Origin of the sequence: Rubrivivax rivuli, from assembly GCF_004016505.1 — a bacterium.
GTDB classification, from domain to species: Bacteria; Pseudomonadota; Gammaproteobacteria; order Burkholderiales; family Burkholderiaceae_C; genus Rubrivivax; species Rubrivivax rivuli.
The window spans coordinates 1,024,295-1,040,936 of the sequence record NZ_SACR01000001.1 but is presented as its reverse complement, the minus strand read 5'-3'; the positions used below and the strand labels follow the sequence as shown (position 1 = coordinate 1,040,936).

Below are 16,642 nucleotides of genomic sequence, written 5' to 3'. Positions count from 1 at the left end.
TGCACTTCAGCGCTGCATGCGCACGCTGTTCAGCCAGGTCGACAAGGGGCCGAGCTGCTGGGCGATGAACAGGTCGAGCTGCGCCTGGGCTTCAGGGCCGCTGCCTGAGATGTAGAAGGTGAGTCCCGCGGCGTCGTCGCCCCGGCCGGTGAGCTGCCCGGCCACGCCCAGCAGGGCCGCCAGGTGGTTGCTGGTGGTCAGGCGGCCGTTCACCCAGTAGAGCTGGCGCACCTGCAGCGTCTGCTCGGCAGAGAGGCCGCCCACGCTGCCGCTGCGCAGTTCGGCCGTGCGCAGAACCAGGGGCTCACCAGCCACCGTGACGGCGGTGGACGAACGCGAGGTCTGCCGCCAGAGCTTGTCGTCTGACGTGACCAGCACGTTTTGCGAGTTCACGAGCTTGCGGCCGAAAGTCTGCTGGCGGTAGTAGGCCACGTGCACGGTGATGGCCGCGGCCCCTTGCCCGTAGACCCGCGAGGCCTCTGCGCGCGGGTTCTCGTACGTCGGCTTGTGCAAGGGCTCGGCGCCCGGCACATCGGCGGTGCCGGGCAGCGCCGGCAGGCGCAGCAGGGGCGTCGGGGTGTCCGCCATCTGCAGCCGGTTCGCAAGCAGGGGCGGCGCACTCAACACCAGCACCAGGCTGGCAGCCACCCACCACTGCAGCGGGGCCCTGCGCAGTTGCCACGCGGCCTGCTCGGCAGCCGAGACCGGCGGCAGGGCCAGCTCGGGTTCGGCCCAGCCAGAACCCACCAGGAACATGATGCCGATGACGATGCCGAAGAAGACCCAGCCGTAGATGAGGTGGTCCACGCCAACGGCCAGCTTGTTGCCCGAGTAATGGCCCAGCAGCACAATCATCACCGCGCGGCCCCAGTTCGCCACGATGGGCATCAGCAACGAGAAGCCCACGAAGGCCAGCCGCCGCCGCGTGGAGTTGTAGTTCAGGTAGGCGAAGAGCGTGCCCACCATGAAACTGGCGATGAGGTAGCGCACGCCGCTGCAGGCTTCCACCACGCTCCAGCTGCCCGTGGGGATGACGAACTGCAGGCCTTCGCGGTACACCGGGATGCCGATGGCACGGACGGTGGCCACGGTGACGTCGGCCGTCCACTCCATCATCAGCGGCATCACGAACTCACCGATGGGCACCATGAAGAACAGGAAGCCCAGCGGAAACGCCAGCACCCGCGCCACCTGCCAGCCCAGCAAGGCGGGCACGGCCAGCACCAGCAGCGCGGTCACGGCCAGCTGCGTCAGGGCATTCACACCTGCGAGGTCACCCACCAGCCAGGCCAGGCCGCACAGCAGCGCGGGCAGCAGCATCCACGGCAGCGGCTTGGGGTTCAGGCGCGCCAGCCGTTCGCGCTGGCGCCACACCAGCCACAGGCTGATGGGCGGCACCAGGAAGGCGTGGGCGAAGGTGCCCGAGCGCTCCCAGATGCCGACCATGGCCAGGAAGGTCTCGCGGTACTGCCACAGCAGCAGCAGCAGCACACCACCGAGCACCGCGAGCGGCAGTCGCCAATGCTGCGGGGGCGCGGCGGGCATGGAAAGAACGGCACTCACGCGCGGGCTCCGGCAGGGTTCGGGGCCATCGCTGCCAGTGGCAGGCTGGCCTGGGCTTTCAGCGTGTGCTGAAGATGGCGTTCCAGGGTCTGCAGATGCGCAGGCCAGGCGTAGCCCTGCACCACGCAGCGGCGGCCGGCTTCGCCGAGGGCCGAGGCACGGGGGGCATCGGCCAGCAGCGCGAGCAGTTCGCGGACGTAATCGGCCGCCTCGCGGGCCGGCACCACGTCCTGCCCGGGTACCACCCGCATGGCGCTGACGCAGGTTTCTGCGGCCACCACGGGGCGACCCATGGCCATGGCTTCGAGGATCTTGTTCTGGATGCCCCGCGCCAGGCGCAACGGCGCCACCACCGCCGCGGCGTGCTGCAGGTAGGGGCGGACATCGGGCACGGTGCCCGTCACCACCACGGCGTCACCGGCCAGCGCCAGCACGGCCGGCGTCGGGCTGCGGCCCACGATGTGCAGGCGCAACTGCGGATGTACGGCGCGCAATTGCGGCAGAACCGCAGCTGCAAACCAGCTCACGGCGTCCACGTTGGGCCAGTAGTCCATGGCGCCGGTGAAGACCAGCGGCACTTCGTTCGTGGCGAAGGGCGAGGCCCGCCCGGGCTCTGGCGCGAAGTACTCGGCATCCACGCCGTTGTCCATGCCCTCGACAGATTCGGCCACCTCGGGCGCCAGGCTGCGGAACAACGCGGCTTCCTTCTCGGTGGCGAAGAAGCTGCGGCGCCCCTGTGCCGCCACGCGCCGCTCGCAGGCCAGCAGCATGCGGCCCTCGCGCGCATACAGCCACGAGAGCGGCCAAGGGTGCTGATGGGCGTAGTCGGCCCACTTGGCAGAGTCGACATCGACGAAATCCACCAGCATGGGCACCGCCGGGTGGGCCTGGGCGTACTGCGCCATCGACGAAGAGAACACCACGGTCGCGTCGATGCGCTCGCGAGCCACCGTCTGCGCCACCCAACGGGCCAGGCGGGGGCTGCGGTAGTACACCTCGGTCAGCGCCTCGCCCGTGGCCAGGCCGCGCAGGCTGGCCAGCCTGGCAAGGCGGGGGTGGAGCTGCTCGGCATGCACACTGGCGCACCAACGCTGCACGGTGGGCAGGTGCTGCAGGTCGTCGGGGTCGTCGACGAAGGTGCCCAGGTGTACCTGGTGCCGCTCGGCGAGGTGGCGCAACAGGTGGTAGCTGCGCACCTTGTCGCCCTTGTTGGGCGGGTAGGGCAGGCGGTGCGCCAGAAACAGGATGCGAGCCACGGCCATCAACCCAGGCTGCGCACCACGAAGGGGCCGAGCCAGTTCGCGAAGCCCAGCGGCATGCGCCGCCACGTTTCGATCATCAGCTTGTACTTCTTGTTCGCCGGGTTGTTCTGCGGCACGGCGTCGCGCTTGTAGAGGCGGTACTCGTAGTGCAGCGGCGTGGGCTCGAAGCCCCAGTTCTTCTTGAAGCTGTATGGGCCGGTGCCGACCTTGCTGCGCCCGTAGTCGAAGGTCTTGAGGCCGCGCGCGCACGAGCGGCGCATCAGCTCCCAGTACTTGAAGTCGTTGGCGGCCAGGTCACGCGCGGCCCATTCGTCGCCGGCGTAGTAGGGCAGCACCTCGTCACGGAAGTAGAAGCTCAGCACGCTGCTGAGCAACTGGCCTTCGGGGCCGGTGACGGTGAGCACCTCGCAGTCGTCGCCGAAGTGGCGGCGCAGGGCCTCGAAGTAACGGCGGCTGAGCGCCGGCGTGCCATGGCGGTGCACGTTGTCGGCGTAGAGCTGGAAGAAGCGGTCGACACCCGGGTCGATCTCGCTCTTCAGACCGTTCTTGATGCCCTTGCGCACCATCGCGCGCTGCTTGCGCGGGATGGCCAGCATGTTGGCCTCTTCTTCCGCCAGGATCTCCTTGCGGAAGGTGACGTAGAGCTCCTGCCGCGGCCAGCCTTCGTGCTGGCGTTGCAGCTGGCGCAGTTCCAGGTGGTCCACGCCCAGCTGTTGCGCCAGGCGCTGGGCTTCGGCCTCCAGCGCGGCAGCGGTGGCTTCGTCATCGGCCGCCACGCCGCCATACACCGCGAAGGGCAGGCTGGTGAGCGCGTTGCCGAAGAGCAGGCTCTTCATGTGCGCCAGCGGCAGCACCCCCGTCACACGGCCAGCCTCGTGCGCGAAGAGGTAGTGCGTGTCGTGGCGGAACACCTCATGCATCACCTGCTGCCAGGCGCTGCGGTGGAAGAAGGTGGCCTGCGGGCAGGCCATGACAAAGGCGTCCCACAGCGCGGCGCCGCGGGCGTCCTGTGGGGCCAGGCGCTCGATGGTGGGCACAGACAGGCTCAGCTGCGGGCCGCTGGGCCGGCGAGGAAGATGTGGTCCATGCGGCCCCAGCGGAAGTCTTGCAGCAGCTGGCGCAGCTTGGCCTCGTTGCGGTCGAGGTTCACGTAGTGGCGAAAACGCGTCTTGGCGTCGATGCCGGGGATGCGCGGCTGGCCGGGGTCGATCTCCCAGGGGTGGAAGTAGAAGATCGCGGCCTCGTGGTCTTGCTGGTTCACGCGGCGCAGCATCCAGCGCGACAGGGCATAGGGCATCAGCCGGAACCAGCCGCCACCGGTGGAAGGCAGGTTGCGCTGCCCCATACGCACCGTGGTGATCGGCACTTCCATCAAGCCGGCACCCACGCGGTAGGCGAAGCGCGGCGAGTCGGGCATGCCGTAGTGGTCGTGCTTGATGGGGTAGATGCTGCTGCTGTAGGTGTAGCCGGCCCGCGCCAGCTCATCGAAGGCCCAGAGATTGCCGGTGCCGATGCTGAAGCTGGGCGCGCGGTAGCCGAGCACCGGACGGCCCGAAAGATCTTCCAGCAGCAACTTGGCCCGCGTGACGTCTTCGCGGAAGGCCTTCTCGTTCAGGTCGCTGGCCCGTTCATGGCCGTAGCCGTGGCTGGCCAGTTCGTGGCCGCCTTCGACGATGCGGCGCACCACCTGGGGGTAACGCTCGGCCACCCAGCCCAGCGTGAAGAAGGTGGCCTGCACCTGGTGTTCGGCGAGCATCGCGAGGATGCGGTCGACGTTGCGCTCGACGCGGCACTCGCGCGCTTCCCACTCATCGCGGCGGATGTAGGGCGCGAGCGCAGAGACCTGGAAGTAATCTTCCACGTCGATGGTCAGGGCGTTGGTGATGGCGGGTGCGAGCATGGCAGCGCGCATTGTGGCCGCCCTCGCGAGCGGCCCGGGTGGTCATATGCCACGCCCGAGCGGGCTCGCACGGGCTCAGGCGCCCGGAGTGTCGGGTTTCTTGACGGCCTCGACCAGCTTGGTGAGCATGGCCAGTGTCTGCACGTTGATGCGCTCCAGGCGCAGCAGGCTGCGCTCCAGCCGCTGGAGCTGGTCGCCACGCTGATCGGCCGTCAGCGCGGCGATCTGCTGCGACATGGCGTCGAGTTCCTGCGCGCCCATCTGCACCGCGCCGAGGTCCACATCCAGCAGCGCACCGGCCATGCCGCCGGGCATGGTCGGGTCGGCCACGGCGGCCACCGCGCGGCGTGCGGCCGCCCGGCCGGCGGGCACGGCGTTTTCCTGCTCCAGTTCGCGCACCACCTCGGTCACATCGGCCACGGTGATGAGCGTGCGCCCGGCCAGGAAACCTGCGAGCAGCAGGCGGTCGCAGACCGCATTGATGCGCCGCGGAATGCCGCCCGTGGCCTTGTGGATGCCGTCGAAAACGCCGGGCTCGAAGCTGGGCTTGCCCTTCGCTCCGGCGCACTTGAGCCGGTGCTCGATGTAGCCACGGGTCTCTTCGGTGTCCAGCGGCCCGATGTGGCAGGTGGCCGCCACCCGCTGGCGGAACTGCTCCATCTCGGGCTGCTGCAGGATCTCGCGGAACTCGGGCTGGCCCACCAGAAAGCTCTGCAGCAGCGCCTGGTTGCCGAACTGGAAGTTGCTGAGCATGCGCAGTTCCTCCACCGCGCGCGGCGTGAGGTTCTGCGCCTCGTCGACGATGAGCAGGCAGCGCTTGCCCTTGCTGGTCTGGCTGATGAGGAAGGCTTCCAGCGTGATCAGAAGTTCGCTCTTGGGCACGTCCTTCACGCGGAAGCCGAAGGCGGCGCCCACCATGCGCAGCGTGTCTTCGGCGCCCAGCTGCGTGGTGACGAGGTGGCCGGTGATGACGTTGCTGCCGTTGAGCCCCTCGATGAGGCTGCGCAGCACCATGGTCTTGCCGGCGCCGATCTCGCCAGTGATGACGATGAAACCTTCGTTCCGCGAGACGCCGTACTCGAGGTACGCCTTCGCACGGCGGTGCTGCTTGCTCGCGAAGTAGAAGCTCGGGTCGGGGTTGAGCTGGAAGGGTTTGGCGCTGAGGCCGTAGAAGGCTTCGTACATGGCTCAGTACCTCAGGCCGAGTGTCGCGCTGACCGCGGTCTCGCGGTACGGCGTCGTCACGCTGTTGAACACACTGTAGCGGGCGCTCAGCCCCGCCGTGGTGTGGCGGCCGAGGCGCTCGGTCAGGTTCAGGCCCAGCGACTTCAAATCTGTGCCCGCCTGATTGTTCGTTGCTTTGGTCATGAGGCGCGAACCCTGCAGATTCAAGGTGGCCGTCGGCGTGAGGCGGTAGGCGACATTGCCGGTGTAGCCACGCTGGCGTGGCCCGGCTTCGGTGGCCGCCGCGCCTTCCAGGCCCAACTGCGTCGAACGGCTCGCAAACGCCTGCCCCGAAACGGTGAGCCGCTGCCCGCCGTAGATCCAGCCGATGTCGCTGCGCTGCTGCACGGTGGGCCCGCGGTTGATGCTCCCGCCGGTGACGGTGGCGGCAGGGTCCAGCCCCAGGCCCGACAGGAAGTTCAGCACGAGTTGCTGACGCTGCACTGGGTCGGGCTCCTGCGAGGCAAACTGCTCGAAGAAAAGATCGTAGAGCGACGCCGGCTTCGCCAGGCTGTCGGCGCTGGCCGCCAGGGTGATGTCGCGAACGCTGCCGAAACGGAAGCTCGATCGCGCCAGGCGGTAGGACAGGTTCACCGCGTGGGAACGTCCGAAGAAGCGCCGGTCGGTGGTGAAACTGGCCAGGGTTCGCGGGCTGGGCTGCCAACGCAACGAAGCACCCCAGTTGTTCTGCTGCACAGCCTCGCCCGCCACCTGGGTGACTTCTGCCGTTTCACGGCCGGCACGCAGGCTGAGACCGAGATCGACATCGGGCCTCAATTCCAGCGCCAAGGTGGCCCGGTCGTTCTTGGCGTCGGCCCGGGTTCGGTAATCGGTGGTGATGGTGCTCGCGCTCAGGCTCCACCCCAGCAAGGCGCCCGCGTCGACGGAACTGAGCGACAAGGACGCGCCGGTGCTGAGGCTGTCGCCCTCGAGCGACTTCCGCGTGTTGGAGGCGGTGGTGTTCACGCGCAGGTCCACCGCAGCGACACCCGCCAGCCGGCCCCGCAGCGAGGGGGTGATGTTGAGCGTGCCCACCTCTTGCTGGTTGGGGTTGTCGATGGCCTGCCCCGTCACCGACTGCTGCCCGAAGGCCGACACCGATTGCTTGGCGATGGACGCCGAGACATCCAGGAAGGCCAGGTCCTCCACCAGGGCGCCGTTCAGCGCGGCGGCCAGCTGGTTGCGCGCCTCGAAGTTGGGGTCGTTGCGCGTGCGATGCACCAGCCCCAGCCCGTAGGCGACCGACCCCTGCATCCGTCCGGCGCGGCCCGTGAAGCGAAAGCCAGGCTGCAGTTCGACGGTGGTTTCGCTGCGGGACGGGCCGGTGTCGAAACGGCGAATGTCGACATAGGTGACCTCGCTGCTCAGCGAGGGGACGAAGGCAGCGCCGCGGGCCTGCCCCTGCGCCAGTGCGAAGGCCGGCAGCAGAAGCAGGCACGCGGCTGCGCTGCGCCCACCGCAGCGGGCCACCGCAAGCAGCGCTCGCCTGCTATCGCGGCACAGCGCCGCGAGTAGGGAACTCATCGTCGACGGCCCAATTCAGCGCGGCGGTTCGGCACCGACCGCACCGCCGTCCGATTCAGGGGCTGCAGTGCCCGCCTGGGCGGCGCCATAGCCGTAGCCATAACCGTAGCCATAACCATAGCCGTAGCCGTACCCGTAGCCACTGCCGTAGTCGCCAGAGGCGCCGCTGTGGGCCTTGTTCAGGATCATCAGCTTCAGCGGACAAGCCTCGATGGCGGCCAGCGCCTGCTTGACGGTCCCTTGCAAGGTCCTGCCGGCATGCACGACCACCACCACCTGCCCCATGTGGGAAGCCAGCACACGCGACTCGGTCGTCAGCAGCAGGGGCGGCGAATCGAACAGGATGATGCGATCGGGGTAACGCGTGGCCATGTCGGCCAGCAGGTTGCGCATCGCGTCGCTGGCCAGCAGCTCGGTCGCCCGGGGGTGCGGCGAACCGCTCGGCAGGATGGTCAGCTTGTCGACGTTCGTGCGCAAGAGCACGCTGGCCATGTCGGCCTTGCCTTCCAGCAGGTCGAGCAGGCCTGGGCCGGGCTGCAGGCCCAGCATGCGCAGGATCGAAGGCCGGGCCACGTCAGCATCCACCAGCATCACGGTGTGGTCCAGTTCCGCAGCGATGCTCATCGCCAGGTTCACGGACGTGAAGCTCTTGCCCTCACCCGGCAGCGCGCTGGTGACCATGATGAGGTTGCCGTGCGCGACGGTTGCTGCGCCCTTGCCCATGGCGTTGGCGATCAGGGGCCGCTTGATCACGCGGTACTGGTCGGCCGTGTGCGAACGCGGCGAGGTCGGCGTGACGATGCCTGCGCGGCCAAGCATCACGAGGTCGATTTCAACCTGGCGAGACTGCGGCTGCGGCGGGGCCTTGCTCTCGAAGGGTTCGACGAATGCGGGGCCCGGGTGGCTGGCGGGCACGGGATCGCTGTGCGGCAGGCCTGCCCCGGCATCGACCGGCGCATCGGCTTCCAAGGCGATACGGGGCGCAGGCTCAGGGATGACAACCCCGGCTTGGCGGAGTTGCTCCAGCCGCTGCGCAGCTTGCTCGATGATGCTGCTCATGGCGTGCTGAAACTAGGTTCCATATCGGTTGGTCAGGGTCATGACGACCAAGCCTGCGGCGAAGAGCCCGACCAGGCCGCCCGAGGCGGCGACGAAACGCATGAGGCTGGCCCGTTGGTAGCGCCGGTCCGCGTCGGTGGTCAGGGCCGACACCACACCCAGCAGTGGCAGCCCCGTCACGGTCCGGAGCTGCTCGGGGTCGGAGAAGGTCGGGCGCAGCTGGCTGGCCACGAAGGCCACCGCGAAGCCTGAACCCAGCGCCAGCACCAGCACCAGCGGCAGGATGAGGAAGCGGTTCGGAGACACCGGCTTCGGCGCCACGCGCGGCGGATCGATGAGACGGAAATCGGCCACACCGGAGGCCACGTCAAGCTCGCCGGACATCACGGCCGACTGGCGCCTTGCGACGAGGTCTTCGTAGTTCTTCTTCGTGATGGCGTAGTCGCGGTTGAGCTGCGCGGCTTCGGCTTCGATCTGCGGCGCCAGCTTCAGCGACTCGCGTGCGGCGGCATACCGCCCGGCGTACTCCGACACGCGTGCGCGCAGTGCCGCCACCTGCACCTCGGAAGAGGCCAGCATGCGCCCCAGTTCCTGCGCGGCCAAGCTGCTGGTGTTGCCCGCCGACGGGGACCCCACCTGCATCGCCATGGCCGACTTGCGCAACTCGGCCATCTCGCGCTTCTTCTGGTCTTCCAACTCCTTGATCAGGCGCCGGGCACTCTGAACGTCGGGGTGCTGCTCGGTGTACCGCTGCAGCAGGCCGTCGAGGTTTCGTTTCTGTGCGTCCAGGCGCGCGTCCAACTCCGGCGTTGATACCGCCAGCGCCGACTCCTGCAGCAGGCTCTGGGTGACCGAACTGCCCGAGCCCTGCCCCTTCTCTGCCTGCAGCTGGGCCTTGGCCGCGTCTCTGGCGTTTTCTGCTTCACGCAGCTGCAACTTGGCGGCCTCGAGCTGCGCGCCGATTTCCGTCAGGCGAGAAGCGGCATCCTTGCCATCCGCCACCTGCGAATCGAGGTTGCGCAGGCGGAATTCCTTCAAGCGGGCTTCGGCTTCCTCCAGCTTGGTTTCGAAGGTCTTGATCTGCTCGGCCAGGAAGGTCTTGGCCGAATCGGTGTCCTTGCGGCTGGCACCCAAACCCGACTCGATAAAGATCGACACCAGGGACTGGATGACGCGTTTGGCCTTCTCGGGCTCCTGGTCGCGGTAGGCCATCGAGTACAGGTTCACGCCCCCCGCGCTGCGGATCTCGATGCCCTTGGTGAGCTTCTCGATCAACGCATCCTGGTCGGCCTTGCTGGCAGCACGCAGGTCGAGGTCGGCCATCCGGATGAGCTTCTCGATGTTCGGGCGGCTGATGAGGGTGCGGCTGAGCATGCCGATCTGCTGCTCGACATCAGGCTGCACCGTCAGCCCGGTCATCAGCGGCTTCAGGATGGAATCGGTATCGACGTAGACGCGCGCAGACGCCTCGAACTGGTCGGGGATGCGCCAGACCACCACCACGCCGATGGCCGCAATGACCCAGGCCACCACCACCGAAGGCCAACGGAACTTCCACATGCCACGCAGGGTGGCCAGCAGCTGCTTAACGGGTTCTTGCATTTGCGTCAGAGCGGTTGCCCGAGGAAGGCCGCCTCAGAACAGGCCCTGCGGAATGATGAGGATGTCGCCGGGGCGCATCTCCACGTTGGCCGAGAGATCGCCTCGCTTGAGAAGGTCCTTCAGGCGCACCGAGTACTGCTTGTTGCCTTCGGAGGTGCGCTGGATGATGGCGCGGTTGCCGTCGGCGAAGTCGGTGAGCCCACCCACCGCGATCATCAGGTCGAGCACGGTCATCTTCTGCTTGAAGGGGAGGAACTGCGGCCGCGCCGCCTCACCCACCACACGGATCTGCTCGCTGTAGGGGCCGACGAAGCCCGACACCAGCACCGTGACGACGGGGTCGCGCACATAGGTCGAGAGGCGCTTTTCGATGTCACGCGCGAGTTCGGTGGGGGTCTTGCCCTGGGCGGGCAACTCTTCGACCAGAGGCGCGGAGACCTTGCCATCCGGGCGCACCGGAACGGTCATCGAGAGGTCGGGATTCCGCCACACGACGATGTTCAGGGTGTCGCCAGCGCCGATGACATAGGTGTAGTCGCTGCTTGCCGCGGCGGCAGGGGCCGGCGTGATGTCCGCCGGCATCTGCGCGCAGCCCACCAAAGCGAATGCGACCGCAGCGCAACCGAGCCGTGCGCCGCACCAAAGTTGAAGGCGATTCAAGTTCACCGTATGCCCCGTCACAAGATAGACCGCCGCCAGCGGTGCCGCCGACGGATGCTGGGCCGCAGGCCATGGAGCCCGTGCCTGAGCACGCGCAATGCCCGCGTGCCGCCCACGATGATGGCATAGGGCTCTGCGCCGAGAACCGGCTCTTCCTTCAGCCAAACTGGCGGCGGGCCACTACTTCACAGAATCCGCGCCGCCGGCTGGGCGCCTCACAGCCGCGCGAGGAGGGCGCTGACCTCGGCTTGTTCCTTGAACTTGGGGCCCAGCGCCTGCAAGCGGGAGAGTTCTTCCTTCGCAAGAGCCTTGTCACCGGCCTGGAAGGCGAGTTGCGCCAGATGGAAGCGGAAGAGGTGGTCTCCAGGGGCCCGGGCCACGGCCCGGCGCTGCATTTCCAGCGCAGGCGCGAGTTGCTTTTCGTAGGCCAGCGCCGAAGCCAGGGTGTCCATGAAGTCGGCACGCTCCGGCGCCAGCAGGTGCGCCCTGCGAGCGATCTCAACGGCGCCGCTGCCCCCGAGTTGCACCGTCACCCAGGCCAGGTTGTTGAGTGCTGCGGCGTTCTGCGGCTCGACCGCGACGATGCGCCTGAGCCGACGCTCTGCCCCCTTCAGGTCCTGAGAGGAGATGTCTGCCATCGAGAGAATCAGCTCGACGGCGGTGTCCTTGGGGCGCTTGGCGAGCCACTTCTCACCCACCCGCCGGGCCTCGTCCTGCTTGCCGGTGGAAAACAGGTGCCCCAGCAGGCGAATCACCAGCTCGGGGCTCTCAGCCCGGGCCAGGCCTTCCTGCAGCACCCGCACCACGGCTTCGTTGTCCTTGAGCTTGGTGTACAGCACCGACTCGATGATGTAAGGCACATGGTCGCCCGGGCGAGCCCGCTTCAGGCTGGCGATGTACTCGACAGCGGCGGCCTGCCTGCGCGAATTCAGGTAGAGGTCGACCAGGGCATTCTGGGCTGCAGGGAGCGCTGGCGAGATCGTCAGTGCCTGCTTCAAGGCCGCCTCGGCCTGGCCAGGCCGGGCGGAGATGCTGTAGATCTGCGCCAGCAGCAGGTAGGGTTGTGGCGAGTTCGGAACCGCGGCGGCGTAGCGCCGCGTGGTGGTGATGGCTTGCTCGACATCGCCCGCACGCAGCTGTGCATTGCCGACGGTCAGCAGCAGTTCGCTGTCGTTCGGCAGCGCGGCCACGGCTTCCTGAGACGCCGCGAGCGCTTCCTTGAACAAGCGCTTGCCCAGCAGGTACTCGATCAACTGCAGACGGGCCATGGGCTCTGAAGGCGCCACGGTGATCGCTTGCGCCAGCGCCCGGCGCACCTCGTCCACGGGGCGCCCCTGACGCTCGAGCAGGTCGGCCAGCGCCACATGCAGCTGGCCGCTCTTGGGCTGGGACTCGATGCTGGTCTGCAGCCGCTGCACCCCCTGTTCAAGCTTGTTTTCGCGGGCGTCCAGGACGGCCAGGTTCACGACGGCCGCGACCAGGGCCGGGTCGAGCTTCAGCGCTTCTTCAAACGCCGCCCGGGCGCCCGCGAAGTCTGCACGCGCGAGATGCACCCGGCCCCGCATCTCGACGTAGGGCGCATGATTGGGACGCTTCTTGAGCAGGCCATTCAGCGTGTTCAGGGCAGCGGCGTGGTCCATCCGGCGCATCTGCGCGGCCAGCAGGGCCTCGTCGGCGTAGGTTTCCGACGATCGGGCAGACAGCGCCTGAAGCTCCGCCAGCGCCGCCTCGGCGTCGCCGGAAGACAGCCTGACGACGGCCGCCGTGGTCTGGCGCCGGACGTTCGAGGGGTCCTGCCTTGCGGCTTCAAGGAAGTAGCGCTGGGCTTCGGCCGGGTTGCCCAGGCGCAATGACGCATCGCCCGCCAGCGACAGGGCTTCAGGGCGCGGGGGGTTCATGGCAAGCAGCGGGCGCAGCGTCTCCAGCGCGCCGCTGTACTGGCCAAGGCGGATCTCGGCCTCGGCCAGGTTGGCCCGCAGGGCGTGCAGATTGGGGTAAAGCTGCATGGCCTTGCCGAAGTGCGCCGCCGCCTGCGTGACCTGCCCGAGACCGTACTCCGAGGCTCCCGCCAGGATGAGGACACTCGGGTTGTTAGGGGCCACGGTCAAGAGCTTCTGCGTGAGCTCGCGCGAACGATCCAGCCGGTTTTCCATGTAGGCCACCTGGGCCTCGACCAGCAGGGTGTGCGGGTGCACAGGCGCCACCTTGCGCAACTGCGTTGCCAGTTCCTTGGCGCCAGCGACATCCCGCTGGCGCACGCGCGACGAGATCAGGGCGGCATAGGCCAGCACGCTGGAGGGGTCCAGTTCGAGCGCCTTGCGGTGTGCAGCCTCGGCAGCCTTGCTGTCGCGCTGCTGGAACTCGAGGATCTCCCCCTTCAGGACCCACAGTTCCGGCAGCTTGGCGCCGCGTTCCGCGATCTGATCCAGCAGCTTCAGGGCGCCGTCGAAGTCCCTGCGCCCGGCGACCAGGCGCGCCTTCAACAGCAGCACCTGGGGGTCATCGGGGGCCGCGGCGGCGGCGGCGGCGGCGGCCGCCTCTGTCTTCTCGCGGTCTCCCAGTGCCCCCCAGGCGGTCGCCACCTGCACCTTGAGGTTGGCTTGTGCCACCGGGTTGTCGAGCTTGAGATCGCCATAGGCATCGACCAGGCGCTTGTACTGGCCCGAAAGCACCAGCGCGCGCGCCAGGCTCGGCAGCACGTCGGCTGCGGGCGCCTGCTGGTCCAGGGCCTTGGACAGCTCCACCGCAGCGCCGGCTGCATTGCCGCTCGCCAACAGCGACTGGCCGAGCAGGATTCGAGCAGACGCCGAACGCGCATCTGCCTGCAGCGCCGACTTGAATTCGATGACGGCCGAGCGGTGATCGCCCTTGGCCGCATGCGCCTTGCCCGCGGCGATCAGTTGTTCCGCTGACTTGTCACCGCAACCCGTCAGCGTGATCACGACGGAGAGGGCAAGAGCGCAACGGATCAAGTGCATGGAGCGGGAGGTCTCGGTCATGGGCGATTGCTCGCGCAGGGCCAGCGGGCCGCGCGAGGGTTCAGGTGCGATGTTGGCATGCAAGCGCACCCATCACCACCCTGGCAGCCACTGCAACCTGGGCGAATGATCCGCCGCGAGGAGGAATGCACGGGCCCGCAGCCCCCGGGGCGTGGCCGTCTTCGAGGCAGCTTGCGAAAGACGCCGTGAAAAAGAAAAAGGCCCCGCCTCGGCGGGGCCCATCCACGGAACTGTCGAGACTCAGGTAGAGCGGCGACGCAGAGCGCCGAGGCCCAGCAGAGCGATGCCGGCCAGAGCCAGGGTGCCCGGCTCAGGGATAACCAACTCGAAATCGCCCGAGTAGTTGGAAGGACCGGTCGCGGTGATGGTGATCACCTGCGTCAGCGAATAGGTGCCGCTCAGCGGAGCGAGTTGGCTAAAGTTGTTTGAAAAACTGCCGCTGGTCACCGGACCCAGCGTGCCAAGAAGCACGCTCTGCTCGAACAGCGTGTTTGAAGTACCGACGTACGCAGAGGCGGTCACCGATGCAGAACCCGATACCGTACCGCCCCACTGGCCCCAAATGTTTCCGAGGTCAGAGAAGCCCGTGTCGCTGAAACGAATGATCAGCGAGCCACCAGCCGTAGTGCTTGCGTTGATGGAGTTCAGGTCCATCAGGTTGATCGGGGAAAACAGGTTGCCGGTACCGGTGGTCACGTTCAGGACAAAGTTACCGAGGCTGCCGACAAAGGTCACGGCGTGAGGCAAGGCGTTGGCGTCGCCCGCCCCGCCGTCAGGCACCGTGGTCCAGTTGGCGCCACCGTCGATCGAGAACGACAGCGAGGGGGATGCGAGCGCCGAGGAAGCGGCACCCAAGAGCACGGCCGCTGCGACGGCGCCGATAGCGAAGACTGATTTCATTGCGTGTCCTTCCAAGTTCGTAGATCCGTGGTGCTTCGGCATTTTTCGCAGCTTACCTGCAATGGCCGCCGGGTACCAGCTCATTTGCAAGGCATGGGCCAGGCAGAAAAATCTGTTTTTTATCAGCCACTTAGCATCAATCAACCCAAGCACAGGCCCCGCACCCGACCGCCCGTGTAAAAAATCCTGACGGTCTGCTGAGCCCCGACCTGGAGGCCCGGAGCGCCGCGAATTGTCGAGGGCATGCCACCTTCGTGCACAAATCGGCGCCTTCGGCTTCCTGCTGGTGGGCGGCCGTCGCGGTGCCGCCCATCCTGACTATCCTCGCGCCCGGTGCTGAGCAGAGCTTCTGGCAAAGAGCGGGCCTGCCAGGCACCCACTGCGGGGATGTCTCGCCCCTGGGCACCCCTCTTACATTCAAGTACAGATTCAGGCCGCTCGGGCGGCTGACATGTGTCGCGGCCCCTGGGCGGCATCCCTCAGCACCGAAGGCGTCCGGTCAGCAGAATGATTCGAATCTTCAATCACTACGTTCACCGCTCGGCCGTCCAGGGCATGTTGTTCGACCTGGTGCTGGTCTTGCTGGTGGCGGTCGTCGCCGTCGGCCTTCAGGTGGGCAGCGTCGACCAGGCTGTTCCGATGGCAGCCACCCAGGTGATGTCGTTCGCGCTCACGGTGTTCGTGATCAGCAGCGCCTCGGGTCTGTACGAGCCCAGCCACTCGGTGTCTTTCGGGCGCTCGGTGGTGCGCGCCATGCTGGTTTTGGGCGCCGCGCTGCCCCTGACCTACGTCATCTTCGGGCTCTTGCCCGCCGACTTTGCCAACCGCGCAGCGGTGCAGTACTCCACCATGGCCGGGGTGGCTGCGCTGGTGCTGCGCCGGGCCTACCTGGCCCACTCGTCGGCCAACGCCCTGGGCCGCACCCGCATCCTGGTCTTCGGCGCCGGAACGGCCGCCTGCACCGTGGCCGAAGCGCTGCGCGAGCGCGACCCCAACGCCTACATCGTCGGCTTCGTGCCCGGGCCGAACGAGCGCGAACCGGCCGTGCCCCAGCGCGACCTGATCGACCTGCGCAGCACCCTGCCCGAGTTGGCCTACGAACTGGGCGTCGACGAGATCGTGGTGGCGCTGACCGAGCGACGCGCCGGCAGCATGCCGCTGCGCCAATTGCTGGACTGCAAGGTCTCGGGCATCAAGGTCTACGACCTCGCGACGCACTTCGAGAAGACGCTGGGGCAGATCCGGCTGGACTACCTCAACGCAAGCTGGCTGATCTTCGGCGATGGCTTCAACCAGGGCGCGTGGCGAACGGCGGTCAAGCGTGTGTTCGACATCTTCAGTGCCCTGCTGCTGATCGTGCTTTCGGCACCGGTGATGCTGGTGACGGCGGTGATCATCAAGTGCGAAAGCAAGGGCCCGGCCCTTTACCGCCAGGAACGGGTGGGTCAGAACGGACGCACCTTCAGCATCGCCAAGTTCCGCAGCATGCGTACCGATGCGGAGAAGGACGGCAAGCCCCGCTGGGCGAGCGCCAACGACGACCGCGTCACGAGGGTGGGCCACGTCATCCGCCGTCTGCGGATCGACGAGCTGCCGCAGCTTTTCAACGTGTTGCGCGGCGACATGAGCATGGTCGGGCCGCGCCCCGAGCGGCCTTTCTTCGTTGAGAAGCTGACGCAGGACATTCCCTTCTACGCGCTGCGCCACAGCGTGAAGCCCGGCGTCACGGGCTGGGCCCAGGTGCGCTATGCCTATGGCGCCACGGTGGAAGACTCGCAAGAGAAACTGCAGTACGACCTCTACTACGTGAAGAACCACACCTTGTTCCTCGACCTCGTGGTGCTGATCGAGACCGTGAGCGTGGTGCTGACGGGGCGCGGCGCGCGCTGATCCTGCTGCGCGTCAACTTCAACCCGCCCACGGCAAAGTGGGCCTCGCGGGCATGAGCT

General features: G+C 67.5%; 12 protein-coding genes. 1 reads left to right on the top strand and 11 read right to left on the bottom strand.

The window, feature by feature from the left end; all coding sequences use genetic code 11:
* Positions 1 to 6 precede the first annotated feature (6 nt).
* The 11 genes from xrtA to EOE66_RS04455 form a co-directional block, all read right to left on the bottom strand.
* Positions 7 to 1,563 (bottom strand): exosortase A, encoded by a 1,557-nt coding sequence (gene xrtA / locus EOE66_RS04505; protein ID WP_128227429.1) that lies wholly within the window; start codon positions 1,561 to 1,563, stop codon positions 7 to 9.
* Positions 1,560 to 2,825, bottom strand: a complete 1,266-nt coding sequence (locus EOE66_RS04500) for a TIGR03087 family PEP-CTERM/XrtA system glycosyltransferase (protein ID WP_310733088.1) — start codon at positions 2,823 to 2,825, stop codon at positions 1,560 to 1,562. The genes xrtA and EOE66_RS04500 overlap by 4 nt, the downstream gene beginning before the upstream one ends.
* Positions 2,825 to 3,862 (bottom strand): FemAB family XrtA/PEP-CTERM system-associated protein, encoded by a 1,038-nt coding sequence (locus EOE66_RS04495; protein ID WP_128227427.1) that lies wholly within the window; start codon positions 3,860 to 3,862, stop codon positions 2,825 to 2,827. The genes EOE66_RS04500 and EOE66_RS04495 overlap by 1 nt, the downstream gene beginning before the upstream one ends.
* Before the next feature lie 8 nt (positions 3,863 to 3,870).
* Complete coding sequence (locus EOE66_RS04490; protein ID WP_128227426.1) at positions 3,871 to 4,725, bottom strand: XrtA system polysaccharide deacetylase; 855 nt, start codon at positions 4,723 to 4,725, stop codon at positions 3,871 to 3,873.
* Positions 4,726 to 4,800: 75 nt separating this feature from the next.
* The gene (locus tag EOE66_RS04485; RefSeq protein ID WP_128227425.1) at positions 4,801 to 5,910 is read right to left on the bottom strand and encodes an XrtA/PEP-CTERM system-associated ATPase; all 1,110 of its coding nucleotides are present in this window, start codon (positions 5,908 to 5,910) and stop codon (positions 4,801 to 4,803) included.
* Positions 5,911 to 5,913: 3 nt separating this feature from the next.
* Positions 5,914 to 7,473: a TIGR03016 family PEP-CTERM system-associated outer membrane protein gene (locus EOE66_RS04480; RefSeq protein ID WP_128227424.1), complete on the bottom strand. Its 1,560-nt coding sequence runs from the start codon at positions 7,471 to 7,473 to the stop codon at positions 5,914 to 5,916.
* A 15-nt stretch (positions 7,474 to 7,488) separates the two neighbouring features.
* The gene (locus EOE66_RS04475) at positions 7,489 to 8,532 is read right to left on the bottom strand and encodes an XrtA-associated tyrosine autokinase (protein WP_128227423.1); all 1,044 of its coding nucleotides are present in this window, start codon (positions 8,530 to 8,532) and stop codon (positions 7,489 to 7,491) included.
* Between the two features lie 12 nt (positions 8,533 to 8,544).
* Positions 8,545 to 10,134, bottom strand: coding sequence for an XrtA system polysaccharide chain length determinant (locus EOE66_RS04470; protein WP_128227422.1), 1,590 nt, complete (start codon positions 10,132 to 10,134; stop codon positions 8,545 to 8,547).
* Positions 10,135 to 10,167: 33 nt separating this feature from the next.
* Entirely contained in the window at positions 10,168 to 10,716 is a 549-nt protein-coding gene (locus EOE66_RS04465; RefSeq protein ID WP_128227421.1) for an XrtA/PEP-CTERM system exopolysaccharide export protein, read from the bottom strand.
* 293 nt (positions 10,717 to 11,009) lie between these two features.
* A complete protein-coding gene (gene prsT, locus EOE66_RS04460; protein ID WP_128227420.1) occupies positions 11,010 to 13,793 on the bottom strand; it encodes an XrtA/PEP-CTERM system TPR-repeat protein PrsT in 2,784 nt (927 codons plus the stop codon).
* A gap of 240 nt (positions 13,794 to 14,033) precedes the next feature.
* Entirely contained in the window at positions 14,034 to 14,693 is a 660-nt protein-coding gene (locus EOE66_RS04455; protein WP_164884992.1) for a PEP-CTERM sorting domain-containing protein, read from the bottom strand.
* A gap of 555 nt (positions 14,694 to 15,248) precedes the next feature.
* On the opposite strand from EOE66_RS04455, the gene EOE66_RS04450 reads away from it, so the two are divergent.
* Positions 15,249 to 16,583, top strand: coding sequence for a TIGR03013 family XrtA/PEP-CTERM system glycosyltransferase (locus tag EOE66_RS04450; RefSeq protein WP_245478891.1), 1,335 nt, complete (start codon positions 15,249 to 15,251; stop codon positions 16,581 to 16,583).
* Positions 16,584 to 16,642 lie beyond the last annotated feature (59 nt).